Here is a 24521-nt window from a genome sequence, read left to right as displayed (position 1 = left end):
CACAAAGAGGACTTTATATCACTTGTCATTCATAAATTTCTCCATTATCAGATTCACTATCTCCATTTGATCGGAACTGAATTTACGGGCAAAGAGCTGATTCGAATGAATGAGCTCTTCATAATCTTGTCTGCGCCAGACATAAGGAGCGCCTCGTTTCCAGTCAATTAGGCGCATATTCCCTTCATTGTCATCGTCAACGTGATAAATGTTGCCTTTATAAGGAGAATTCCATAAAATGGTTTGCACAAATATTTCATCAGGGCACAAAGTGTACTTAAAGCGCTTCAAAACGAAAGCCTTTTCCTTGACCAAATACTGGCAGAAGTCATGAGTAATGCTAAACCATTGCGAACCTTTCTGGAATCCCATTTCCCGCTTCCTGCGGAAGTGAATCAATTTTTGCAGAATCAATGCAAAGTTATAAAAGGGTACGGTAAGAGCATGCCATTTGTCACTAGGGCGTAAACTCTTGGTGAACAGATAATAGCGGGATATTTTCCGGTCCAAATCTTTCTGATGTTCCGAACTTTGCCAGTAGCCCACAAATTCTTTCCCAGCGTTTTGCCGGAAGAAGTCGTGAATGTAGTCCTGACTCTTAATAGGAAGATCAGCACCGGACAGTAAATGGTAGTAGGAATAGGCGCCATGCTCCACAGCGGCCTCCATCAATATGAATTCCGCCTCAACAAGACTGATGTCCCCCCAATAAAGTTTGATAGGAGCAGATACAAGATGAAACTGTGCCTTTAACATTTGATAGTCCCGCATTTTTTTACGTAATGCTCTGGAACGACGATCTATGTACAGATAGATATCATTCCGTTCATCGTCGAGCATCGTTAAAAGGCTCTTCAATACTGGGTACTCATTGTGTGCAATTATTAAATAAGCATGCTTCATTAGAAAATTTCTAAAATATGTCTAGGCTATATTATTACAAAAATACACTATATTTCGATACCATGTTCATTTTTAGAGAAATATTTTATATCAAGAGGCGGAAATTTATCTATAAAGAGGAGAAATTATCTTTTTTTCATGAGCGCAATCCGATCTTTTGGGATTTGTAGCTTTTTAAGTTATCTTTGCGAGATACAATAAACATAATACCGAAAAGAATGAAACAGTATGATTATCTGATTGTCGGCAGCGGCTTGTTCGGAGCAGTATTTGCCCATGAAGCGCAAAAAGCCGGAAAGCGTTGTCTGGTCGTAGAAAAACGCACGCACACGGGTGGAAATATCTACTGCGAAGAAATAGCCGGTATACATGTACATAAATATGGCGCGCACATATTCCATACGGACAACAAAGAGGTATGGCAATATGTAAACCAACTTGTCGAGTTTAATCGTTACACCAATTCACCGATAGCCAATTATGAAGGAAAGTTATATAACCTTCCCTTCAATATGAATACATTCTATCAGCTTTGGGGAGTGCGCACTCCCGATGAAGCCAAAGCCAAGATAAAAGAACAATGCAAGGAATACGAATACATCACCAATCCTCAAAATCTGGAAGAACAAGCCCTTAAGCTTTGTGGAAAAGATATCTATCAGCGCTTGATAAAGGGATATACGGAAAAGCAATGGGGGCGTGCCGCAACAGAACTTCCGGCATTTATCATCAAACGCATTCCTTTCCGTTTCGTTTTCGATAATAATTATTTCAACGATCCATACCAAGGCATTCCTATCGGAGGCTACAATTGCCTCATCAATGCTTTATTGAAAGGTATTGACGTCCGTATAGGAGTAGATTATATAGAACATCGTCAGGAATTAGATGCCTTAGCCGAAAAAGTGCTTTACACTGGCTGCATAGATGAGTATTTTAATTACGTCTGTGGCCCCTTAGAATATCGTAGCCTGCGTTTTGAGCATAAACATCTAAAAGATATCGAAGATTTCCAAGGAAATGCAGTTGTCAATTATACAGCACGCGAAATACCCTACACCCGTATCATTGAGCACAAACATTTTGAGTTTGGCAAGCAACCCTCCACAATCATCACCTATGAATATCCCGATGATTTTGAAAAAGGGAAAGAGCCCTATTATCCCGTAAACGACGAAGACAATACTAAAATATTCAAAAAGTATCAGGCACTTGCACAAAAAGAGAAAAACGTATTGTTCGGAGGAAGGCTGGCTCAATATACATACGCCGATATGGATGATACAGTGGCAGCGGCACTAAAACTATGGAAAGATTCAAGAATCATATCCGCACAATAAACAATTACCTTGGAATCTTCTGCAATAGCAGATTATTGTTCCAATGCTTCTTTATCTATATACCTCCAGCGCTGCAACCACCACAAGCCACCCATAAGGCAAAACCTTCGCATACAGCTCCGCCAAAAAGTATTCCTTATGTGTTTCAAACAAATGGTTTGAATATCCGGATGTTCAATACCGCCAATAATATAGTTCAAAAGCGGATAATCCGAATGGATGATACAAAGTTTACTCATTACCCATAATAATATTCGATACCTCTTAAATTCCTCATCCTTTCAGCCTTACTTCAGAATTTATATTTATAATCGGTCCGTAAGTGTTTTTTAAACGCCCATGCGTTTAGAAAGGAGTTCTGCTAATCTTTACAAATCTTCTTAAAGAACTCCGGTATGGTAGTATCCACATAAATAAATCCATCCTTGCAGAGTTTGTCAAAAGTCGGGCTTCCTATGACGCGTTCATATTCCATTTCCAGCTTGCCCTCTTTGTACAACTGGTAAAAGTAACGCCAGTGGCGACCACCATGCTTGCTGCTATGCTGCTCCAACTGCTTGCCGCCATTTATCATCTTCTCCATAAAGTGCTGCTTGCCACGTATATTGTAATGGTAGACGCGTATCTTCCCAAACTCCGACCGTTTAGGAAACATAGTCACCTTATGATTTCCCATAGAAATCTGAAGGTAACAAGTGGCACGATGAATAACTTTCTTGTTCTGACGTTCGAACAAAGAATAAAGAGACAAATCATATAACTCCGGCTCGGAAACCGCCTTCACCATTTTATCCCATTGCCAGAAGGGCTTGCCTTCTTCCGGATAAACGCTTCTCATCTCACAATTCAGCACATTGACATGAGTGGCGGATAATTCCGTCTTAAGATTACCGGAAGGCGAATACCACAATTCGTCTGCATCGGCATTAATCACCCAGTCAGCTTTATAAACAGTTTTGGCTTTCCAAATCATACGGTCCACCCATTCTTTCTGCTCATAGTTAGTGGCTGTTTCTTCGATGACTTCTTTCACCCAGCCTTTTTCTTTGTATTTCCGGATAATCTCCGAAGTGCGATCCGTAGAATTATTGTCGGTAATGATAAACCCATCTACCCCCATCGCTTTATGGAACAATAGATTATCCTCCAACACATCCTCCTCATTCTTCACCAGCAGCGTCATTATCAGCCGTGGAGAAGGGGTTAGCCGAAAAGCCTTAAAACTTTCGGCGAGGGCAAAACCTACCTTTTTCAATAAATACAAACTCATCGTTTACAGGCATTAATTGATTGCTACGGTTAACCAACCGGCAGGGTAAATATTCGGAGTCTCACAATGACGGAACCAACGGTTCGGAGCAATGACAATCTTATCCTCACGAGGATTCAGCCAGGCTCCCCACCAACTGAATGTGCTGTTGCAAATAATATGGTGGCGACAACAACTCATCAACATCATATCCTGCCAGCTGTCCTCACCCTTATTCCAGTCAACATAAACAACATTCTCCAGCGGAAGGTTCTCCCTAACCCAGGGTATGTCGTCCGAGAACACATAATAAGAAGGATGATTCATCCGCTGATTCATCTCGGCTATAGCATTCTGATAATAAGGCAACTGGCATATACTTCCTGTGGTTTCCCAATGTTTCGGCAGCAGATAGTCGCCCCGACGGATATGTAAAGACACGGCATTCGCATCCGACCCGATCTGTTCCAGCAGCCGGAGGCTCCGCTCGTTAGCATTCCGTTTATCAAAAGTAAAAGCTTCCCGCACATCATCCTTTATATCCGCAAAAAACCGTTCGGACTGATAAAAGCCTTTAAAATAGAGTAAAGGCCAAAAATATTTCTTTTCAAAAGCCCGCAGACTATTGGGATCTTGCTTACGCTCATATATCTTCTTGAAAAAAAGGAATTCAATCACCTTCTTCAAAGGCTGGTTAATACAGAATTCCGTATGCGGAAGATTGAACACACGATGCATCTCATAACCATAGTGCACCTTATAATGAACCATATCCGAAAGATCTATGCGCACTTTTGGAAAACGCTTCTTCATCCGCAGATAAAAAGCATAGATAAACATTTGATTTCCTAAACCACCTGTTACTTTAATAAGTCTCATCGCCCAATCGTTTTTTTTACATATCCTACTTCATTATCCCAAGCTTTTCGTGTATACCGTCACGATACGCTTTCCATAATTTGGAGACATCGCTCCAGCGCCAGGCATCCGCAAAGGGAGAGGTAATCAAAGCTACAAGAATATATCCCATCACCCCATTAAAGCCACGAAGATATCTGACCGCCACATTACGCCCATAATGGTGATTAAGATAAGTAGAATTGCGTATTTGATAAAAACGTTTCCATTTTTTCTTTTTGCCACGCTCGCTCCAGCTGTCATTTGAAAAGAATTTCTCTTTATCCATCAGAGCTGTAGGGACATATACAATCTTAAACCCGGCTTGCACAGTACGAAAACAATAATCCGTATCATCGCAGAATATAAAGAGCTCTTTGTTGGGAAGTCCAACCTTTTCAACCACCGCGCGCCGTATAAGTGGTCCTTCAAATGCAGTTCCCTTAATTTCGGTAGGGCCGGTCACCACTTGCTTCGCCAGTTTCTTGCTATACATTGAGGCGAACGGATTTGTCAGGTTATATTCTTGGAAATCATGAGTAAAAAGCTTGCCGTCCTGAAGCCTGCGGGGAGCAAGAATACCAATATCCGAACGGCCGGCTTCAGCCAACAGTCCGTCCAGACAGTCTGCCCGCGGAAAGACATCATCATCCATACACCATATCCAGTCTGCGCCGGCCCGGCAGGCATACTCCATACCTGTATAGAATCCTCCCGCACCTCCTACATTCGACTGATGAATAACGATAAGCCCTGTTTGCCCCTTCAACCATTCAGCTGTTCCATCCGTACTTCCATTATTTACTACTACAATAGAAGATATCGGCTTATTTTGTTGCAAACAATATATATTCTTTTTCAGCAAGTCTAAGCGGTTATATGTCACCACTACGGCTATAATGTTCATGGCAGACTCCTTTCTTAATAAAGATCATCTATTTTTCCGGTTTGCTTACTCCGATAAGCAGCCATCAATTCACAACACTTCTCAACATCAAAACCACGTATCTTGGCATACTCTTCGGCCATATACCGGTGCATTTGAGGGGAAGCCGGCAAACGCTCAAAGTTCTTGCAACCGGCTTTCATGCTTACATGACCGATATGCATCCGGTTCAAATCTACAATTTCTATCTTGATTGTGCCATCGGCCTGCTTCTGAAAAAGAATATTCCCGCGACCGTAGTCCTTATGCGCATAGCCATTTTCATGCAGAATAGCAGTAGTCCGTCCGATAGCCCGCAATACCTCTTCAGAATAATCAATTTGCCGTTCAAATAAATCAGAATAAATATAAGGACATGTGGACAAACAGCTGACATAATAACTTCTATTAAACGAAAGTCCGGAACGTTCATCCATCCAAGCCACCGGCTGTGGAGTTCCGACCCCCATTTCAAGAAAGCGCTTCGCATACAAATAGGAGCGTTTTGCCTTTGAGGCACGAAAAATCCCATAGATAAAACGATTTATCAGATTGGGCTGGTGGAACGATTTCACCACATAAGTCCGCCCTCCACATTCCATCTTTCTCAGTTCATTGCGCCCTTTATGAATCACCACGCCTTCACCTCTAAGGAAACGCGCTGACAACGATTTGATGAAACACTCCAAATCCTTATAATCCGGATGGACAGCCAATACACATGGATGAAAAAAACGATATATAGCGGCCATCAGCCCCTGCTCTTTTATCATAATAAATCTATCTAAGTCTTTATAGACAATGTCATCTCACAGCATTAGAGACAACGGAATTCGCAACAAATATAAGTAATATTTAAAATACATCCAAACTTTTACAAAAAGCGGAACAATGCTCAAATCTTATCCAGCCCCTTTGTATATTTCAACCAATAATACTTCAACGGATTCTTATATTTCAATTGTTTCCACGGACGACTGCCATGTGGACGGTGCCACACAGGAAGTGTAGTAAACAGATAATTCTGGAATCCCTCTTTCAACGACTGATGAGAAATGGTCACATCATGCCAGTTCTTTTCAGGGTCTAACTGATGGAAATCAAAGGAACGGAGAAACTTCAACGTCAGGAGCGAGCAACAGAAGCTACAATGCTTTTTCTCAGGAAACACCTGGTTTTCGCGTCCTTTTGCAAACAAATAGGGATAGTTTATCTCCCCCTTCTCATCTACGGTGACAGCAGCGGCAATGCCGCAATCTCCCCTTTCCAAAGCGCCATCGAACAACGCCTGCAAAGTATTGTTCTTCACTACGACATCAGACTCCACTATAATCAGTCCGGCCTCTTCCGCAACAGCCCGCTCTTGCGCCATTTGCAGAACCTGCAAATAATTAGGCGAAGGATGATTTGTGATATCCGCAAGATTCACCAGTTCAAAGCCCAGTCTTGCGGAAGCTTCCTGCAATCTGGCCGTATTCTCCTCCGTACTGAAATCATTATAAATGGTATAGGTAAAAGGAGTTTTAAAGTCAGATGCCATAATAGCATCTACCGTCTGTAAAGTCAATTCTATGGAGTCCTTTACAGGCGTAATGATATGGATACACTTCATTCCTTATAACTGTTTTTTCTTTATTCTACAAACCGTGATATTTGTACAAGTTGACAAAGTTATGTATTATTTGGCACACAGCCAAACAGTTTACCGCTTTTATAACTAACTTTGCCTGCAACAAATATAGAAAGAAAAAAAGAAAATGAGAATCATAGTTGACAACAAAATACCGTTTATAAAAGAAGCCATCGAAAAAATAGCCGATGAAGTGATGTACGTTCCCGGAAAAGATTTTACCCCGGCGTTGGTGAAAGAGGCGGATGCACTGATTATCCGCACACGCACCCATTGCAATCGCGAATTGCTGGAAGGAAGCCGGGTGCGCTTCATCGCAACCGCCACCATCGGTTTCGACCATATAGATACGGAATACTGCCGCCAGGCAGGTATAGTCTGGAAAAATGCTCCGGGATGCAATTCTGCCTCCGTAGCCCAATACCTGCAATCCACGCTCCTGCTATTGGAGGCGTCGAAAGGAAAGAATCTATCAGAAATGACAATCGGAATTGTAGGAGTCGGAAACGTAGGAAGCAAAGTGGCAGGTGTAGCCCGCGAACTGGGCATGCGGGTATTACTGAACGACCTGCCACGGGAAGACGAAGAAGGGAGCACAGACTTCAGCTCTTTACAAATCCTTGCCGAAGAATGTGACGTACTCACTTTCCATGTACCATTATATAAGGAAGGAAAATACAAAACCTTCCATTTGGCTAATGACACATTCTTCCATTCATTGAAACGCCACCCCGTCATCATCAATACCTCCCGTGGCGAAGTGATAGAAACAAATGCTTTATTGAAAGCCCTTGAAACCCGGCAAATATCCGATGCGGTCATCGATGTATGGGAGAATGAGCCGGACATCAATCTCACCTTATTAAATAAGGTATTCATCGGCACCCCACATATCGCCGGTTATTCAGCCGACGGAAAAGCCAACGCCACACGTATGGCCCTGGACTCCCTTTGCAGCCATCTCAGCATACAGGCCGAATATCTCATCACCCCGCCCGCCCCTGAAAATCCGGTCATCACCGCCACTACCCCGGCAGAAGCCTGCCTGCAGATGTACGACCCGCGAAGAGACAGCGAGACATTGAAGGCACACCCCGAACTCTTTGAACAACTGAGGGGAGATTATCCGCTGCGGCGTGAAAAAGCGGCATTCTCAGTCCAGCTTACCGCTAAAGGATAGCAAGCAACTTCTTTTCCGAAGGAAATTCAGCCGGCAACACCTTTTGGTCAGAACTTCTTCTTGCCTACGTCTTCTCCGCCTCTTCTCCACTCCTATAGCGAGCCAAAAGCAGTGGAGCAGGTGTGGAGCAGATATGGACCGGATATGGAGAAGGTACGGTGCGGAGATAAATATTCTAAACCTCCGATTCAATCAGCCCTTCTATCACCTTCGGATAAGTCTCATATTCCAGCACATGGATGCGTTGCGCCAACTCCTCCGGTGTATCTTCCGGCAACACCGGACATTTCACCTGGCGAATAATGGCTCCTTCATCATAATGTTCATTGGTATAATGTATAGTGATGCCGCTCTCTTTCTCGCCCGCAGCAATAACCGCTTCATGTACGCGATCGCCATACATTCCTTTTCCGCCAAACTTGGGCAACAGCGAGGGATGAATATTTATCATTTTATTGGAATAAGCATGCAAAATAACGTCCGGCACGCGAGCCAGAAAACCTGCCAGCACCACAAAGTCTATTTTATGCTCCCGCAGTACAGATAAAATCGCATCGCCGCTCTCCCAGTCACTCTTGGGAAAATGGAAACAAGACACTCCTAACCCGCGAGCACGCTCTAAAACGAACGCATTCTGCCGATTAGTCAAAACCAAGGCCACACAAGCCGAACTTTTTTCCTGGAAATAACGAATGATATTTTCGGCATTCGTTCCACTTCCCGATGCTAAAACAGCGATATTTTTTCTCATAAAACCTACTTTTTGTGCACAAAACCGTGAAAAATGTGCAAAACTCTGCATTTATTTCCTCAAATATTTGCGAGTGACGATAAATATTTATTCCTTTGCCCCGCAAATTTAAAGAAAAAAACTATTTATTAATTAAAAACTTAAAGTTATGTCTGAAATTGCATCAAGAGTGAAAGCGATCATCGTCGACAAATTAGGCGTTGAAGAATCAGAAGTTACAAACGAAGCTAGCTTCACCAACGATTTAGGAGCAGATTCTCTTGACACTGTAGAACTTATCATGGAATTCGAAAAGGAATTCGGTATCTCTATTCCGGATGACCAAGCTGAAAAGATTGGTACTGTAGGTAACGCCGTTTCTTACATCGAAGAACACGCTAAGTAATTCTATCCATCAATTTAATATGGAATTAAAAAGAGTTGTAGTAACAGGTCTTGGCGCCATTACTCCCATTGGCAACAGTGTTCCCGAGTTTTGGGAAAACCTTGTGAATGGGGTTAGTGGAGCGGGACCTATTACTCATTTCGACGCTTCCCTTTTCAAGACTCAATTTGCCTGCGAAGTGAAAGGCTTCGAAGCAACCAAATATATCGACCGCAAAGAAGCACGCAAGATGGACTTGTATACACAATATGCCATTACCGTAGCCAAAGAAGCGGTTGAGAACTCTGGCCTTGACGTCGAAAATGAGGATTTAAACAGAATCGGTGTCATCTTTGGCGCCGGTATTGGTGGTATCAATACATTTGAGGAAGAGGTCAGTAATTATGCCTTGAACGGAAAAGAGAACGGTCCCAAGTTCAATCCGTTCTTCATCCCTAAGATGATTTCGGATATTGCTGCCGGACAAATTTCAATTATGTATGGTTTCCACGGACCCAACTACGCAACTTGTTCTGCATGCGCCACTTCTACAAATGCTATCGCTGATGCTTTCAATCTTATTCGTTTAGGTAAGGCTAACGTCATCGTAAGCGGTGGTTCGGAAGCTGCTATCACCGTTGGCGGTGTAGGTGGTTTCAATGCCATGCACGCATTGTCAACACGCAATGAGTCTCCCACAACAGCCTCTCGTCCGTTCAGCGCAAGCCGTGACGGTTTCGTGATGGGTGAAGGTGGCGGTTGTCTGGTTCTTGAAGAACTGGAGCACGCTAAAGCACGTGGTGCCAAGATTTATGCGGAAGTTGCCGGCGTAGGTATGTCTGCCGACGCTCACCACTTGACTGCTTCCCACCCGGAAGGTTTAGGAGCCAAGTTAGTGATGAGAAATGCGTTGGAAGATGCAGAAATGACCCCTGAAGAAGTAGATTATATCAATGTTCACGGTACATCTACTCCTGTAGGTGATATATCGGAAGCCAAAGCCATCAAAGAAGTATTCGGCCAACATGCATACAAGTTGAACATCAGTTCAACGAAATCCATGACCGGTCACTTACTGGGTGCTGCCGGTGCGGTAGAAGCCATTGCAAGCATTCTTGCAATCCAGAACGGCATCGTACCTCCGACTATCAACCACGAAGAGGGTGATAACGACGAAAACATCGACTATGACCTGAACCTGACGTTCAACAAAGCTCAAAAGCGTGAAGTGAACGTAGCCCTGTCCAATACATTTGGATTCGGTGGTCATAATGCATGTGTTATCTTCAAGAAATACGCAGAATAATCAGTCGTGTTACGTAATCAAATAAACAAGATAAGGCTCTTATTCCATAAGGACAGAGAGTCTTATCTTTGTTTTTATAAGATACTGGGATTCTATCCTCGCAACATTCAGCTTTACCAGCAGGCATTGTTGCATAAATCCACTTCCATCCGCTCGGAGAAGGGACGCCCTTTGAATAATGAACGGCTGGAGTTCCTGGGTGACGCCATTCTTGACGCCATCGTGGGAGATATTGTCTATAAGCATTTTGAAGGCCGTCGCGAAGGTTTCCTCACAAACACGCGCTCGAAGATTGTGCAGCGGGAAACACTGAACAAACTGGCAGTAGAAATAGGCCTGGACAAGCTGGTAAAATATTCCACCCGTTCCTCCTCACACAACAGCTACATGTACGGCAATGCATTCGAAGCATTTATCGGCGCCATTTATCTGGACCAGGGCTACGAACGCTGCAAACGCTTTATGGAGGAAAAGATATTCAAAAATCACATCGATCTCGACAAGATGTCCCGCAAAGAGGTCAACTTCAAATCGAAACTGATTGAATGGAGCCAGAAAAACAAGGTTGAAGTTTCATTCGAGCTTATCGAGCAGTTCCTTGATGAAGACTACAATCCCATGTTCCATACCGAAGTCCGCATAGAAGGCATTTCGGCAGGAAAAGGAACCGGATACTCTAAAAAGGAGTCCCAGCAGAATGCCGCACAGGCAGCATTGAAGAAGATTAAGAATGATGCCGCATTTAAAGAAGAGGTAGAAGCGGCAAAAATGCAGAATCATCCGGAAAAGGCCGTCAAAGGAGAAATCGCCGAAAATAGTTTGCCGGAAGACGTTTCTGCCGAAGATGAGCAAAGTGACGCAGAACGTGGTGAAGGCCAATCATTCACCCCTACAATGAATCAATAAACTCATCCCACTGCTGCGGGGTGCCTTTCGTCCCAAAGAACTTTTCATAGAGCCTTCGCCTAACCGATGTTATGGATTCTCTGGAACGATCCGTTAGCCTCGCCATATCCTTAGGCAAGATATCAATCTTTATCAGAAGGCAAATATGAAGTTCATGTCTGCTAAGCTTACAAATCCGGAAAAGTTTCTCTGTAAAGTCCTTATAAGCAGTATTGACCGTTTGCTCCAACAAGTTCCATTTTTCGGGAGGCAAATGCGTATCTTTTTCCTCATTACAGATTTCCTTGAAATACTTGCAGATATCAGAATCTAAAAGCATCCTTCGAGCCTTTTCTCTCTCCTGTAATCCAAACTCTGCTTGTTTTCCGGCATAATACAGACTTCTTTTCTGTTGTTCTATCTGCTCCTTCTGCTGAGCGGGATACGCTCCATCTCGAAGCAACTGTGTCAGCTCTTCTTGTTTCCGCTTATTTTCTTCGATGAACAGGGCACTTTTTTTATATTGTTCTTCTTCAATCCGCTTCAGCCGTAATAGTTGCAGGTTGAATTGCGCATGTTTCCTCCGACTATATTGGAAATAGGTAAAGAAGCAAAGCGACATAACGACACCTCCCGTCATGGAGTAGAATAAATAGATCTGCTCCTGCTTGTTTTCCGCTTTCAAACAGCTGTTCTCACTTTCTCTTAATGAATAATTATAAAGGGAGTTTATCTCACGGATTGTTTCAGAATCAATAAATTTCCGAACAGAATCCAGCTCCTCCATATATTGTTCAAGATGTCCCTTTGCTACCTGAATTTTTCCTTCTTCCAGCGCTAATTCCGCCAAGCGCCAATGAGCATCCGTCAGAGCATAAAGAGTGCCAAATCCCAATAGTTTGTTATAATAATAGGATGCAGAATCTCTATTTCCCATCTTATAATACCAATCAGCGGTTATGGAATATACACCACTCTTTATCCGGTCAACTGTTGTTTTCAGCGAAGGTTGCAGTATTTTCTTTACTAAATCATATTTCCCCATCTGCACATACACTTTACCAATCTGGCTTTGTACCATACTCATAATCCGTGGATTATTTAAGGCAGACGCTAAATCATAAGCTTCCTGATAATACAGCAATGAGCTATCAACACCTTCGACATCACAATATGTAGAAGCTAAGTCTCTTAAATCATAGATCATACTTATACTATCTTTTTCCAATACACTCCATCTGTAGGCTTGAGAATAGACTTTTCTCGCTTCATTCCAAAGCCCTTGCTCTGAAAAAATCCTTCCCATTTGACTATGTATCAGACTTCTTAGTTCACAACAAGAATCATCCCCCAAAACATCCAGAGCTTTATCAAAATAATCTAATGCCTGCGGAGCATCTCCTAAATCACGGTATGTTCGTCCGGCATAAAAATAAGCTTCAGGAAGATGCCGGGTATCATCTTTCTTTATATAATAATGTAACACAGGGAGTATCCGGTTTTCTGAAGTCAGGGGAATATACGCCTTATCATCCGCCTTAACACAAAGCAAACGATAATACATTTGAGTTTCTTCTGATTGCGCGGACATATCATCTTTTATAGAGCACAGCAAGGAAACAGCACTATCCGGATTACTATTTGTCAAGTTATCCGCAAGTAGTAGAACTTGTGGATAAGCATTCTCCTTGCAAGCATAAAAACTCAACAAGAAAAGAGACACAAATAGATATAAGGTGTTTCTCATATCAACAAAGGTAGGTTTTATTTTTTATAAAAAGAGTTCTAAAAATATATTATTTCGAGATGCACATTAAATGCACACTAAAAAAGTAATCACGAATAAGTTTTTTCATCACTTTTGTACATAACCAAAAAAAACAAAAGCCATGAAACAATTAATAAGTAAGTCACACCTGTTTCTTCTCATTCCTGAATAATAGAATGGGATTTTTATATAGCAATTTATATATGCAAGATAAATGGCTATTCTTAAGGAGTAAACTAATTCATTAAGAAAAAAGGACTTGCACTCCTTTCCTTTTTAGCAGAACAAGTAAATTATCCTTAAAGATACAAATATCTTTATTTCTAAACGAAAAATTATCATTGCAAAAACGGAAAATTATTCAAAACAGTTTAGCCTTTTAATCCTCATTATTAACTAATAACAAATAATACTATGAATAAGATTTTTATAACAAGTCTCTTAGCAATATGTATAAGTATGTCTTCCTGTTCTTCTGACGAAAAGACGTATAACCAACCTAAACAGGAGCTTTATAGCAAGTTAAATGAAGACCTGGCAGCATATAATGCAACCTTCTGGAACGCAAATAATATACCGCATACACGCAGCTTTTGGAAAAAACTAAGAGGATTTTTACTAGCGGATGCTGGTGGAGCTTTAATTGGCAGTGCTTTCGGAGGTTGGGGTGCACTTTTTGGAGCTGTTTTTAGTTCAGCTGTAGGTGGACCAGCTCTTGCTGAACATGAAATGACGAGCCAGACTGCTACTACATGCCCAGTTATCCCACCAACATCAGATAACACTCAAACAGTTCCAATTTCCGACCCTTATTCAGCGGAAGTTCTTTCTGATGACAATGAAATTGCTGCACCTACCAGTAGTCAAGTTGCAGTAAACTGCTATGCTACAGTAACCAGTTCTGGTATTGGATATGAACATAACCTAATCCTCAGCCGAATAGAAGAAACACATCAGAATATCTATAATGAAGCGAAAAGTTCTGAAGTTATGGCAGACCTCATTGTTACAGAAATGGGAAAATGTAGCTATGCTATTCCAGAAACAGAGAAGAATATTTTAATTCAAAAAGTTAATTCTATCGTTTTAAAGAGTAAAACAGATTCTGCTACAGAGTTAATTACTCTCCTTAAGAATACTTGGCCAGAATACTCTGATGAATTATCTGTGATTGATGACTTCACTATTAATATTGGAAACATTACCAATAACACGGAGCTAATGAAAGCATACTTAGATGGTTATCTACAAGTCATTGAAAGATCAAACCTGACTAACTCCCAAAAAGAAGTCTTGAAGTCGAGCCTTGAAGTGGCAGCCAACAGTGCACTATTCTGGGTAACTGAATAACAGTTTTTATAATAACTAAATAGTAACACATCATGAGAAAAAACAGTTTAACATTCTTTCTATTTTTGCTCTGTACAGCCTTTATCAGAGCCCAGACTTACAGTGATAGCAAATTCTCCATATCAATAGACCTGGGAGCCGGAAGCTTTTTCGGGCACTCTAATCTATCTTCTTATGGCGTTGATTACAGAGGAGAATATAAAAATGGATTCAGTGGAAACATCAAAGCATCCTATTTGTTGGACAAAAAATTCCAAGTCGGCCTGAAGTTTAATCTTTTCTCGGCTTCCGAGAACTATGATTTGGCAAAAGAAACACAGGCTGCCGACGACTTAGACTTGATTTATATTGCACCGCAAATTGGTTATCGGAAGTTGATTGCGCCAAATTGGTGCTTCGACTGCATGGTGGGTGTCGGCTATATGCACTATCAAAGCAAAAGCCTCTATAACGAGATGGAACGTGAATGCAATAAAGGGTTCCTGGGAGCCAATGCAGATTTAGGGCTTAACCGCCATTTATACAGAAACCTCTACATGGGTGCCAGTGTTTCGGTAATGGGTGGACACACTTCCTCACTGAAAGAGAAAATGAAAGGAAAAGAAGAAACACTGAAGTTAGATAAATGGAATCGCATAAAAGTGCTGAGGGCAGACCTTATGTTGTCGATAAAAGTATTGCTGTAAAAACAGAGGCCATTTAGCCTACAAAGCGAATCAGTAGTTGAAATTATGACTTTCAGTAACGCTTAAAAAAGTTTTTTGGGAGAGACAAATTATCATTTATGTGCCAAGTTGTTTTTTAAGCGTTACTTAGCCATATACAGATGAAATAAGACAATAAAGTAATACAATTATGAAAATAGACTTAAATCAGAATGATTATCTGAGCAGAATGGGAAAATGTTTGCTATATTGGAGTTGCTTTAGCATTATATCTTCATTTCATGGAACATTTTTCCTAATAGTATCAATTCTCTTTTCAAGTATAATAATTCTTGCAACTATAAGAGAGTTCTACTTAAAAAAGAAATAGATGACGGGGAAAATCAGTTTTGACTTGAGAATTTAAAGATAGGCAAAAAAGTCTGCGAGCAATTATTATTTTGTTTGCAGACTTTCTTAATACTATATCAGTATCACCCGAAACAAATTCCCATCCGTCTCCCCTGAACCACGAGATCATTATCTTCCGTCACCAGTTTCAATTTTCCCGCAATCTCTTCCAGTGGAGCAGAAGAAATCTCATCCCCTTTCAACGTAATCATCCTGCCAAACTGTTCGGTCGCAATCAGTTCCGTAGCATGTCCGCCCATACGGGTAGAGAGGTTACGGTCGAAAGGTGTAGGCGAACCACCCCGTTGGATGTAACCAAGCACAGTCTCGCGCGTTTCAATACCCGTTTCGTACTCTATCTCCTGAGCAATATACTCAGCCGCACGTTTCCGCCCATCGGTTTGTATACCTTCGGCAACCACTACGATAGAATATGGTTTGCCTTTCTTTAAACGGTTCAGTATCGTTTCTCCTATGTTATGGATATTATAAGGTATTTCGGGTATCAGAATCACATCTCCCCCGCCTGCCATACCGGAATAGAGTGCAATCCAACCGGCCTTATGCCCCATCACCTCAATCACCATCACCCGCTTATGCGAACTGGCAGTAGAGTGCAGGCGGTCAATAGCATCCGTAGCAATGCTGACGGCAGAATCAAAGCCGAAAGAGAAATCCGTCCCCCAAATGTCGTTGTCAATTGTTTTAGGCACAGACACTATGTTCAAGCCCATTGCAGCCAGTTTCGCCGCAGTCTTCTGAGTACCGTTACCACCGATACAGACTACGCAATCCAACCCTAACTCCTTCACATTCTGTTCTATCAGTGCCGGTTTATTAACATCAGATATCACTCCATTCTTCTTGAAAGGTTTCTCACGGGAAGTGCCGAGCATCGTCCCGCCCAAATTCAACAAACCGGACAAAGACTTATCGGTAAACGACTCCACATCTTTCGTCAGCAACCCCTGAAAGCCACTGTGAATGCCTACCACTTCCATCCCATAATGATTGATTGCAGTTTTGCACACTCCACGAATAGTGGCATTGATGCCGGGACAATCGCCCCCCGAAGTCAAAATACCGATTCTCATGACACTTTTGTTTGAATTATTGTTCTTTACGTCCGTAAAGATAGAAAAAAAAGAGAAAAAAGATAGAGAAGCCGATAAATAAGATTATTTTTGCGCAACAAAATAGTTTTAACTAAGAGAGATGAATATCACAACATTGCTGAATAAGGTGTATTTTGCCCCTCGCCTGAAAAAAATCGACTTCTATGCCAACCGCGCAGGAGAATTACAGCACAAAGTGCTGAACCGCTTAGTGCGTATGGCTGAAAATACAGAATGGGGAAAAAAATATGATTATAAGAGCATCCATACTTATGAAGATTTCAGAAAACGCCTTCCCATACAGACTTATGAGGAGGTTAAGCCATATGTAGAACGTCTGCGTTCAGGAGAGCAAAACCTCCTCTGGCCGTCGGAAATACGTTGGTTTGCCAAGTCTTCGGGTACGACGAACGATAAAAGCAAGTTCTTGCCTGTCAGCAGAGAATCGTTGAATGATACGCATTATCAAGGCGGGAAAGATGCTGTAGCCATTTATCTGGGGCAGAATCCCGACAGCCACTTCTTCTCCGGGAAGGGTTTGATTTTGGGAGGAAGCCACAGCCCTAACCTCAACTCCAAACATAGCCTGGTAGGTGATCTTTCCGCCATCCTGATACAAAATGTCTATCCGCTGGTGAATTGTGTCCGCGTCCCGAGCAAAAGGATCGCTCTCATGAGCGACTTCGAAAGCAAAATGGTAGCTATTGCCAACAGCACCATTTCTCAAAATGTCACCAATCTGTCCGGTGTTCCTTCGTGGATGCTGGTACTCATCAAACATATTCTTGAAAAGACCGGCAAACAATCACTGGAAGAAATATGGCCTAATCTGGAAGTATTCTTCCACGGTGGCGTTGCCTTCACTCCATACCGCGAACAGTACAAAGAAGTAATCCGTTCATCCAACATGCACTACGTGGAGACGTACAATGCCTCCGAAGGGTATTTTGGTACACAAAACGACCCGAATGACCCGTCCATGTTGTTGATGATTGACTACGGAATCTTCTACGAATTTATCCCCCTGGAAGATATAGACAAAGAAAATCCACGTATATACTGCCTGGAAGAAGTGGAGACGGAAAAGAATTATGCATTGGTCATCTCCACCTCCGCCGGCTTATGGCGTTATATGATTGGGGACACCGTGAAGTTTACACAGAAAGACCCGTATAAGTTTGTCATCACAGGACGTACCAAGCACTTCATCAATGCTTTCGGTGAGGAGTTGATTGTAGATAATGCCGAGAAAGGTTTGGCAAAAGCCTGCGAAGCTACCGGAGCATTGATTTCGGACTATTCGGCTGCTCCTGTCTTCATGGATGCCAAAGCCAAATGCCGCCACCAATGGCTGATAGAGTTTGCCCAAATGCCGGATAACGTAGAAAAGTTTGCAAAGATATTGGATGATACGCTGAAAGAGGTAAACTCTGATTACGAAGCTAAACGGCAGAATAATCTTGCACTACAACCGTTGGAGGTAATAATTGCCCGTAAAGACCTGTTCCACGACTGGCTGGCTCAGAAAGGAAAACTGGGCGGACAACATAAAGTGCCTCGGTTGAGTAATACAAGGCAGTACATTGAGGAGATGCTGGAGCTGAACAACTGATTTCTGCTATAACATAGGACAATAAATAAGAAAGACCGCATCAGACAAAATTGATGCGGCCTTTTTCATTTTTGTTCCATGCCTTGAAACTGACAGTCATCCCAGGCTCAGAAATTATAAGCCAATCCGATGCCCAATATTTCCTTGAACTGCACTTTCGGCCCTCTCTCAACACCCTCATCATTAAAGGTTTTCACATCATTATCATACTTCAGGGTCATATTCAGGGTTGCTGATAGTACTTTATTAATCTTCATACTGATGAGCACATCCCAGTTGACATCCACATTGCCAAAGTCTTTATTATAAGGAGTGAAGAAATCAGCTGTAGTAATCAGATTCACATTTTCCATGACAGGCAGCTCTGCACGGGCTTTCAGGAAAGCTCCGGCTTCAATCTTAAAGTGATCCCCCGGATCAACACCGAAAGAGCCTAAATCGGAAAGATAATCATCGCTCACAAAGGTCATCTTTGTAGAGACAGGTGAAAGAAATACGGAATAATTACTCTTCGGACGATATTCCATACCCAATGCCACATTAGAATAGGCAGGAGCAAAGAAGTTAGATATATAGTGACTCTTGTCCGGATAATTATATCCCTTGGCAAATTGAGTATTCAGGTCAGCCATAAGCGTATAATACCAGACCTTAGTGGCTGCATATCCCAACTGGGTAGATAATCCTATTTTGTCGGAACTCTTTCTCATCCCTTGCGATTTGGTTTTCGAAAGGCCATAATCCAGCACCAGATTCGTCACCCACAGCCAGTTTCCGCTCTTATGTGTCAGTGAGCCATTCAAGTAAGCATTTCCGGCGATAGAATTCTCACCACCGGCCGCCCAGTTTGTCATTGCAGTTTGCGACATGTTTATACCCGTCACACCTTTCAGTACCCAAGCTCCTTCTTTATATCCCTTATCGTCCGTTTGGGCAGAGACGATTGTTGCCAAAGCGGCAAATAGCATCATTAAATATATACGTTTCATACTGTTATTCGTTTTAATTATTCCGCAAAACAAAGACGTCTTTGTATTTCAAACAGAGTAAACTATTTTTTTGTTCAGAAACAAATAAAAGAATGATTGTACGGAAATTACAGGATGATACCTCCTCCCAGTAGCAAACCTGCCTCATCATAAAATGCCGCAGCCTGTCCGGAAGCAATGGATTCGAGCGATTCGCGCAATTGCACATGCAAGAGATTCTCATCCGCTATACTGACAGCGCAGTGATTAGCTTGCTTCCGATAGCGTATCTTGACAATGACATCCCCGGAATTCAGTAAACGGGAAACATCCACAATATTCCAGTCTTTCAGCAGCATTTCCTCTTTGTAGAGAGAAGTGAGAGGCGCAAGTATCACTTCATTCCTCTCTTTATGTATCTCTTTTACGAAAACAGGACGGTTCAGATGAATGCCCAATCCTCTGCGCTGACCAATCGTATAAAAGGGATACCCTTCGTGCCAACCTAAAAAACTCCCGTTTTCATCGAGAAATTGTCCTTTTCCCGGTAATTCATTCGCCGGGACTTCACGCTGCAAGAAAGAACGGTAATCCATCGGGCAGAAGCAGACACCGAGACTGTCTTTTTTTATTGCCGTCCGTTCAAAGCCCCGCTTGGCAGCATAAGCACGCACTTCACTTTTAGTCCAGTCACCCATTGGAAGAAGCATACGCTCTAAAATATCCTGTTGCAGTCCCCATAGGAAAAAAGTCTGATCTTTATCACGATCGGCAGCCGGGGCTATAAAGTAATAGCCATCCCGGAAAACTTTACGCACATAGTGTCCGGTTGAAATCCAATAAATGCCCATTTCATCGGCAATCTTTGCCAGCAACGGCCATTTCAGTTCATTGTTACAAAGCGTACAGGGAACAGGGGTACGGGCGGAAAGATATTCATCTATGAAATAGCGGATGATGCGTTCACGGAATAATTCGCGGGCATCATAGATGATGTGCGGGATATTCAGGCGGGAAGCGAGATTACGGGCATCATCCAAAGATCCTTCAAAACCTTCCGAATCATAGAAACGAAACGTCACACCGGTTACCTCATAACCGGCTTCTTGCAACAGCATGGCGGCAACAGAACTATCTGTACCTCCACTCATACCTAACAATACACGCTTCTTTGATTTCATGGGTGCAAAAATAACAAAGGAAAAAGAAAATCACTACATTTGCTACCTTTAAAAACAACAATGCCAATGAACTACTATATCTGTGATCATATCACCTGGAAAAAGTCCCTCTCTTTACTAAAAAATGACATGGAAGGGCAACGTGTCTATTCCAACCTCTGGCAGATGACACGAGACGTACTGATGCTTTCGCTCAGCCTTAGCGCTATGGCAAGCCTCGCTATATTAATATTCGGGCTCATAAGGTTCATAATCGACACCTTGTCCGGAACTACAGAACAAACAATGACCCTGTTCGATGTAATCATCTTCTCAATGGCTTGTCCGGCAATATTTGTCGTCCCCCTCACTTGGGGATTAGCTTATTTCGGATGGTATAAAAATCTCCGAAAGATCAATTTCCTTTTACAAAAGTTCATAGCCTCCCTTTCCGAAGCAGAGAATGTCAAACGTACTTCCCCGGTATCTTATACTTTCCGCTACCACCAAAAAGAGTTTCATGCACTATTCGAAGAAAAGGAAAATTCAACAACCGTGGCAGTAGCAAAAGGCGATCTCATACTCCTATTGCCCTATCAGGATATGCAACAACGAACTACAGATGAACTATTTGAAGAAATAAAAGGATTCCTTATAGGTAAACTATTCGCCTCCTTTGCCATGGGGCCGAAATATATGCTGTTCGCATTCAATAGCCGTCCTGTACCCACTCAGACGGATGTAAAACAGTCCGCAGAGATGCTGCTCTACCTGACAGAACGTTTCCAACTACAGGACCCCATCCCTGAGGAGAAGGAAGAATAAATTCATCCGATAGTCACTTCCCTCTTAACTATCAGCAAGAAAAAAAAATGAAAGAACTTATTATCTTATGAAATTGTTGTAACTTTGTGCTTTTAAAAGATTTAAAATTCAAACGTTATGGAACATCAACTGACGATTTACAACACCTTAGATAGGAAAAAGGAGCTATTCGTGCCACTGCACGCTCCACACGTAGGTATGTATGTCTGCGGTCCTACCGTTTACGGTGACGCGCACTTGGGACATGCACGTCCTGCCATTACCTTCGACTTGCTTTTCCGCTACCTTACCCATCTGGGCTACAAGGTGCGTTATGTGCGCAACATCACCGATGTAGGCCATCTGGAACATGACGCTGATGACGGAGAAGATAAAATAGCCAAGAAAGCACGACTGGAACAATTGGAGCCGATGGAAGTAGCGCAATACTACATCAACCGTTACCACAAGGCAATGGAAGCGCTGAACGTACTTTCACCCAGCATCGAACCGCACGCTTCGGGACACATCATCGAGCAGATAGAGCTGGTGAAAGAAATCCTGAAGAACGGCTATGCTTATGTCAGTGAAGGCTCTGTTTACTTCGACGTAGAGAAATACAATAAGGATTACCATTACGGAAAACTCTCCGGCCGCAATCTGGATGACGTACTGAACACCACCCGCGAACTGGACGGACAAGCTGAAAAGCATAACCCCGCCGACTTCGCCTTATGGAAATGTGCCCAACCGGAGCATATCATGCGTTGGCCTTCTCCATGGAGCGACGGTTTCCCGGGATGGCATGCCGAATGTACGGCCATGGGCAAGAAATACCTGGGCGAACATTTCGACATCCACGGCGGCGGCATGGACCTTATCTTCCCTCACCACGAATGTGAGATCGCTCAATCGGTTGCATCGCAAGGCAATGACATGGTACATTACTGGATGCACAACAATATGATTACCATCAACGGACAGAAGATGGGTAAGTCATACGGCAACTTCATCAATCTGGATGAGTTCTTCAACGGCTCACACAAGTTGCTGACACAGGCTTACAGCCCGATGACCATCCGTTTCTTCATCCTGCAAGCTCACTATCGCAGCACAGTAGACTTCAGTAACGAAGCCTTGCAAGCAGCGGAAAAGGGATTAACCCGAATGATGGATGCCGTGAACGGATTGGAGAAAATCACTCCGTCCGCTACTTCCAGCGTAGATGTGAAAGCAGTGCGTGAGAAGTGCTATGAAGCCATGAATGATGACTTGAATACCCCGATAGTCATTGCTCATCTTTTTGATGGAGCCAGAATGATCAACAACATCATTGCAGGCAACGACACCATCACTGCCGACGACCTGAAAGAGTTAAAAGAGACGTTCCATCTCTTCTGCTTCGATATCCTGGGATTGAAAGAAGAGAACGATTCGAACGAAGAGCGTGAAGCAGCTTTCGGCAAGGTAGTGGATATGCTGCTGGAAGAGCGCATGAAAGCCAAAGCTAATAAGGACTGGGCTACCAGTGACAAGATCCGCAATGAGCTGACAGCACTTGGTTTTGAAATTAAAGATGGCAAAGACGGTTGCGAGTGGAAACTGAATAAGTAATTTCACCCTCGGCTTCCTACTGACAAAAAAGACTGCCTCCCTCCGATTCCTAAGAACCGAGGGAGGCAGTACTATTAAAAAAAAGGAGAGTTTTAATAAGGTATCATGTCAGAAAGTATGCGTTCCTTATACCAGGGATCATCTATCGCTTTCAACTCCTTGCCCATCTCGCGGCAGAGTTCTGCAACAATCTCCTGATTCTCTTCCAACGGAAGATTATTCATCTGATAAGGATCTTTTTCATCATCAAACAGTAAAGTCTTCTTCAACTTACGGTCTTTCTTATCAATAAAGAAAGCCAACGTATAGCGTGCCGTCTTATATCCTCTTGATGAAGGGAAGTAAGTCTGTACTTTACCTTCCTCATCCTTCTCACCATCCAAGTTCTGAATGTACAAAGCACCGCCGGGGCGTTCAATTTCCGCCTTTTCATCGAAGAAAAGAGGTGCCCAATTGCGTCCCTGTACATTGGCCGGGATAGAGTCACCAAGACCACACAGACCCAGGACAGTCGGCATAATATCAGGGGCAGACATCAGAAGATTGTCCACTCGCGGCTGGATATGTCCGGGATAACGCACCAGGAACGGAATGTTCATTGATTCGGAGTACGGAGAGTTCTTCGGATCATCCGTAAACTGGCTACACATGGTTTCGCCGTGGTCGGAAGCAAAGATTACGATTGTATTCTTATCCAAGCCCTGCTCTTTCAGCGTTTCCAGTATCTGCCCGAATGCACGGTCGACACCGGTGACGGAAGCGAAGTAATAACGGACACTCTCAGCTTTCTCACGCTTTTTATCCGCATTGGGGCGGACGAGCAGACTATCCAAAGGCTGGTCTTTATACAGGTTGAAATCCTCTTCCATGCAGTCGTCCAACGAACGGTACGGGCTATGGGGCGGATTCATACCTACCATGATGAAGAACGGTTTCTTCGGGTCACGCACATTACCTTCATTTTTCAGGTAAGAAACCACCATGCCGGATTCGTGCAACGGCGACCACTCCTTCGGCTCGTGGCGTTTTCCTTCCGTATCCCAATAATGAGGATTCTTATGTTCGTCGAATGTACCGTAAGAATACCAGTAGTTAAAACCGTGACGGCGTTCTTTCGGCGTATAGGCATCCCATGCAGGCACACGGTCTTCTACATAATGACCGGGACGCTGCGGATCGTTCGGTGTCGGGAAATCGGCGTGTAATTTACCAAAGTAAGCACAATCATAACCCGATTTACTGAAGACATCGCCTATACAGTCCACATCTTCACGCAGAGAACTGATAGGGCGGCTTGAATTACAATTCAAAGGCACACCACTCTTATTGGGATACATACCTGTCAGCAGCATACCACGGTGGGGACTGCTCAACGGACAGTTGCTCTGAGCCGAGCTCAGCACCAGCGCTTCGCGGGCAAAGGCGTTCAGATTAGGCGTATGTACCGGATCGTTGCGGAAGTTCACCTTATCGCGAAACCCGTCCTGTCCCCAAAATTCCATTGCCTGGTTACGGTATTGGTCAGGGAAAACATAGATAATGTTTGGAAGTTGTGCCTGCTCTCCCTGCTGAGTTTTGCAGCCTTGCAGGGCAAACAGGCCCAAGCCTCCTAAAAACAAACTAAACCGATTTATCATATCTATTA

Annotated in this window: 22 protein-coding genes; 10 read left to right on the top strand and 12 right to left on the bottom strand. The window is 43.0% G+C overall.

Translation table 11 applies throughout. The features are described from left to right. Nucleotides 1-18: 18 nt before the first annotated feature. The gene (locus tag BUC01_RS06385) at nt 19-903 is read right to left on the bottom strand and encodes a beta-1,6-N-acetylglucosaminyltransferase (RefSeq protein WP_073313067.1); all 885 of its coding nucleotides are present in this window, start codon (nt 901-903) and stop codon (nt 19-21) included. A 218-nt stretch (nt 904-1121) separates the two neighbouring features. Between BUC01_RS06385 and glf the strand changes: the two genes are divergently transcribed. Next, nucleotides 1122-2243 (top strand): UDP-galactopyranose mutase, encoded by a 1122-nt coding sequence (gene glf / locus BUC01_RS06380; protein WP_025833395.1) that lies wholly within the window; start codon nt 1122-1124, stop codon nt 2241-2243. A gap of 361 nt (nt 2244-2604) precedes the next feature. Here the strand turns inward: glf and BUC01_RS06375 are convergent, their stop codons facing one another. From BUC01_RS06375 to BUC01_RS06355, 5 genes are all read right to left on the bottom strand, one after another. Next, complete coding sequence (locus BUC01_RS06375) at nt 2605-3513, bottom strand: glycosyltransferase family 2 protein (protein WP_025833397.1); 909 nt, start codon at nt 3511-3513, stop codon at nt 2605-2607. Between the two features lie 12 nt (nt 3514-3525). After that, nucleotides 3526-4371 carry an alpha-1,2-fucosyltransferase gene (locus BUC01_RS06370; protein ID WP_025833398.1) on the bottom strand — a complete coding sequence of 282 codons (846 nt, stop codon included), beginning with the start codon at nt 4369-4371 and terminating at the stop codon, nt 3526-3528. 25 nt (nt 4372-4396) lie between these two features. Continuing rightward, on the bottom strand, nt 4397-5296 hold the full coding sequence (locus tag BUC01_RS06365; protein WP_073313066.1) for a glycosyltransferase family 2 protein: 900 nt from the start codon (nt 5294-5296) through the stop codon (nt 4397-4399). A gap of 14 nt (nt 5297-5310) precedes the next feature. Then, nucleotides 5311-6087 (bottom strand): lipopolysaccharide kinase InaA family protein, encoded by a 777-nt coding sequence (locus tag BUC01_RS06360; RefSeq protein ID WP_369862716.1) that lies wholly within the window; start codon nt 6085-6087, stop codon nt 5311-5313. 122 nt (nt 6088-6209) lie between these two features. Next, nucleotides 6210-6926, bottom strand: a complete 717-nt coding sequence (locus BUC01_RS06355; protein WP_025833402.1) for a glycosyltransferase family 2 protein — start codon at nt 6924-6926, stop codon at nt 6210-6212. 145 nt (nt 6927-7071) lie between these two features. Between BUC01_RS06355 and pdxB the strand changes: the two genes are divergently transcribed. After that, nucleotides 7072-8124 (top strand): 4-phosphoerythronate dehydrogenase PdxB, encoded by a 1053-nt coding sequence (pdxB, locus tag BUC01_RS06350; RefSeq protein WP_073313065.1) that lies wholly within the window; start codon nt 7072-7074, stop codon nt 8122-8124. 175 nt (nt 8125-8299) lie between these two features. On the opposite strand, the gene purN is transcribed toward pdxB, so the two are convergent. Next, on the bottom strand, nt 8300-8875 hold the full coding sequence (gene purN, locus BUC01_RS06345) for a phosphoribosylglycinamide formyltransferase (RefSeq protein WP_073313088.1): 576 nt from the start codon (nt 8873-8875) through the stop codon (nt 8300-8302). Nucleotides 8876-9023: 148 nt separating this feature from the next. Between purN and BUC01_RS06340 the strand changes: the two genes are divergently transcribed. Genes BUC01_RS06340 through rnc form a run of 3 tightly spaced genes read left to right on the top strand, consistent with a single transcriptional unit; the run spans nt 9024 to nt 11451 of the window. Continuing rightward, entirely contained in the window at nt 9024-9260 is a 237-nt protein-coding gene (locus BUC01_RS06340; RefSeq protein WP_025835181.1) for an acyl carrier protein, read from the top strand. Between the two features lie 19 nt (nt 9261-9279). After that, on the top strand, nt 9280-10545 hold the full coding sequence (gene fabF / locus BUC01_RS06335; RefSeq protein ID WP_025835179.1) for a beta-ketoacyl-ACP synthase II: 1266 nt from the start codon (nt 9280-9282) through the stop codon (nt 10543-10545). 6 nt (nt 10546-10551) lie between these two features. Then, complete coding sequence (rnc, locus tag BUC01_RS06330; protein WP_025835177.1) at nt 10552-11451, top strand: ribonuclease III; 900 nt, start codon at nt 10552-10554, stop codon at nt 11449-11451. Here the strand turns inward: rnc and BUC01_RS06325 are convergent. Beyond that, nucleotides 11435-13177, bottom strand: coding sequence for a tetratricopeptide repeat protein (locus BUC01_RS06325; protein WP_025835175.1), 1743 nt, complete (start codon nt 13175-13177; stop codon nt 11435-11437). The genes rnc and BUC01_RS06325 overlap by 17 nt on opposite strands. A gap of 435 nt (nt 13178-13612) precedes the next feature. On the opposite strand from BUC01_RS06325, the gene BUC01_RS06320 reads away from it, so the two are divergent. Then, on the top strand, nt 13613-14548 hold the full coding sequence (locus tag BUC01_RS06320; RefSeq protein ID WP_025835173.1) for a hypothetical protein: 936 nt from the start codon (nt 13613-13615) through the stop codon (nt 14546-14548). Between the two features lie 32 nt (nt 14549-14580). Beyond that, entirely contained in the window at nt 14581-15234 is a 654-nt protein-coding gene (locus BUC01_RS06315; RefSeq protein WP_139261818.1) for an outer membrane beta-barrel protein, read from the top strand. 452 nt (nt 15235-15686) lie between these two features. Here the strand turns inward: BUC01_RS06315 and BUC01_RS06310 are convergent, their stop codons facing one another. After that, a complete protein-coding gene (locus tag BUC01_RS06310) occupies nt 15687-16697 on the bottom strand; it encodes an ATP-dependent 6-phosphofructokinase (RefSeq protein ID WP_025835170.1) in 1011 nt (336 codons plus the stop codon). 121 nt (nt 16698-16818) lie between these two features. On the opposite strand from BUC01_RS06310, the gene BUC01_RS06305 reads away from it, so the two are divergent. Continuing rightward, the gene (locus BUC01_RS06305) at nt 16819-18330 is read left to right on the top strand and encodes a GH3 auxin-responsive promoter family protein (protein WP_025835169.1); all 1512 of its coding nucleotides are present in this window, start codon (nt 16819-16821) and stop codon (nt 18328-18330) included. A 107-nt stretch (nt 18331-18437) separates the two neighbouring features. Here the strand turns inward: BUC01_RS06305 and BUC01_RS06300 are convergent, their stop codons facing one another. Both BUC01_RS06300 and mnmA read right to left on the bottom strand, forming a co-directional pair. Next, entirely contained in the window at nt 18438-19319 is an 882-nt protein-coding gene (locus BUC01_RS06300; protein WP_073313063.1) for a DUF3078 domain-containing protein, read from the bottom strand. Between the two features lie 107 nt (nt 19320-19426). Then, nucleotides 19427-20479, bottom strand: coding sequence for a tRNA 2-thiouridine(34) synthase MnmA (gene mnmA / locus BUC01_RS06295; RefSeq protein ID WP_025835168.1), 1053 nt, complete (start codon nt 20477-20479; stop codon nt 19427-19429). A 66-nt stretch (nt 20480-20545) separates the two neighbouring features. On the opposite strand from mnmA, the gene BUC01_RS06290 reads away from it, so the two are divergent. Further along, nucleotides 20546-21283, top strand: a complete 738-nt coding sequence (locus tag BUC01_RS06290) for a hypothetical protein (RefSeq protein ID WP_025835166.1) — start codon at nt 20546-20548, stop codon at nt 21281-21283. A gap of 117 nt (nt 21284-21400) precedes the next feature. Then, on the top strand, nt 21401-22876 hold the full coding sequence (gene cysS / locus BUC01_RS06285; RefSeq protein WP_025835164.1) for a cysteine--tRNA ligase: 1476 nt from the start codon (nt 21401-21403) through the stop codon (nt 22874-22876). A 92-nt stretch (nt 22877-22968) separates the two neighbouring features. Here cysS and BUC01_RS06280 read toward each other — a convergent pair whose 3' ends face one another. Then, nucleotides 22969-24513: a sulfatase family protein gene (locus BUC01_RS06280; RefSeq protein ID WP_025835163.1), complete on the bottom strand. Its 1545-nt coding sequence runs from the start codon at nt 24511-24513 to the stop codon at nt 22969-22971. Nucleotides 24514-24521: the final 8 nt, after the last annotated feature.

Origin of the sequence: Bacteroides stercorirosoris, from assembly GCF_900142015.1 — a bacterium.
In the GTDB taxonomy this organism is placed as follows: domain Bacteria; phylum Bacteroidota; class Bacteroidia; order Bacteroidales; family Bacteroidaceae; genus Bacteroides; species Bacteroides stercorirosoris.
This window is presented reverse-complemented; position numbering and strand designations above follow the sequence as displayed.

Coding starts and splice junctions, on each gene's coding strand:
- BUC01_RS06385 (WP_073313067.1), bottom strand. CDS start 903: ATGAAGCATGCTTATTTAATAATTGCACACAATGAGTACCCAGTATTG.
- glf (WP_025833395.1), top strand. CDS start 1,122: ATGAAACAGTATGATTATCTGATTGTCGGCAGCGGCTTGTTCGGAGCA.
- BUC01_RS06375 (WP_025833397.1), bottom strand. CDS start 3,513: ATGAGTTTGTATTTATTGAAAAAGGTAGGTTTTGCCCTCGCCGAAAGT.
- BUC01_RS06370 (WP_025833398.1), bottom strand. CDS start 4,371: ATGAGACTTATTAAAGTAACAGGTGGTTTAGGAAATCAAATGTTTATC.
- BUC01_RS06365 (WP_073313066.1), bottom strand. CDS start 5,296: ATGAACATTATAGCCGTAGTGGTGACATATAACCGCTTAGACTTGCTG.
- BUC01_RS06360 (WP_369862716.1), bottom strand. CDS start 6,087: ATGATAAAAGAGCAGGGGCTGATGGCCGCTATATATCGTTTTTTTCAT.
- BUC01_RS06355 (WP_025833402.1), bottom strand. CDS start 6,926: ATGAAGTGTATCCATATCATTACGCCTGTAAAGGACTCCATAGAATTG.
- pdxB (WP_073313065.1), top strand. CDS start 7,072: ATGAGAATCATAGTTGACAACAAAATACCGTTTATAAAAGAAGCCATC.
- purN (WP_073313088.1), bottom strand. CDS start 8,875: ATGAGAAAAAATATCGCTGTTTTAGCATCGGGAAGTGGAACGAATGCC.
- BUC01_RS06340 (WP_025835181.1), top strand. CDS start 9,024: ATGTCTGAAATTGCATCAAGAGTGAAAGCGATCATCGTCGACAAATTA.
- fabF (WP_025835179.1), top strand. CDS start 9,280: ATGGAATTAAAAAGAGTTGTAGTAACAGGTCTTGGCGCCATTACTCCC.
- BUC01_RS06325 (WP_025835175.1), bottom strand. CDS start 13,177: ATGAGAAACACCTTATATCTATTTGTGTCTCTTTTCTTGTTGAGTTTT.
- BUC01_RS06320 (WP_025835173.1), top strand. CDS start 13,613: ATGAATAAGATTTTTATAACAAGTCTCTTAGCAATATGTATAAGTATG.
- BUC01_RS06315 (WP_139261818.1), top strand. CDS start 14,581: ATGAGAAAAAACAGTTTAACATTCTTTCTATTTTTGCTCTGTACAGCC.
- BUC01_RS06310 (WP_025835170.1), bottom strand. CDS start 16,697: ATGAGAATCGGTATTTTGACTTCGGGGGGCGATTGTCCCGGCATCAAT.
- BUC01_RS06305 (WP_025835169.1), top strand. CDS start 16,819: ATGAATATCACAACATTGCTGAATAAGGTGTATTTTGCCCCTCGCCTG.
- BUC01_RS06300 (WP_073313063.1), bottom strand. CDS start 19,319: ATGAAACGTATATATTTAATGATGCTATTTGCCGCTTTGGCAACAATC.
- mnmA (WP_025835168.1), bottom strand. CDS start 20,479: ATGAAATCAAAGAAGCGTGTATTGTTAGGTATGAGTGGAGGTACAGAT.
- BUC01_RS06290 (WP_025835166.1), top strand. CDS start 20,546: ATGAACTACTATATCTGTGATCATATCACCTGGAAAAAGTCCCTCTCT.
- cysS (WP_025835164.1), top strand. CDS start 21,401: ATGGAACATCAACTGACGATTTACAACACCTTAGATAGGAAAAAGGAG.
- BUC01_RS06280 (WP_025835163.1), bottom strand. CDS start 24,513: ATGATAAATCGGTTTAGTTTGTTTTTAGGAGGCTTGGGCCTGTTTGCC.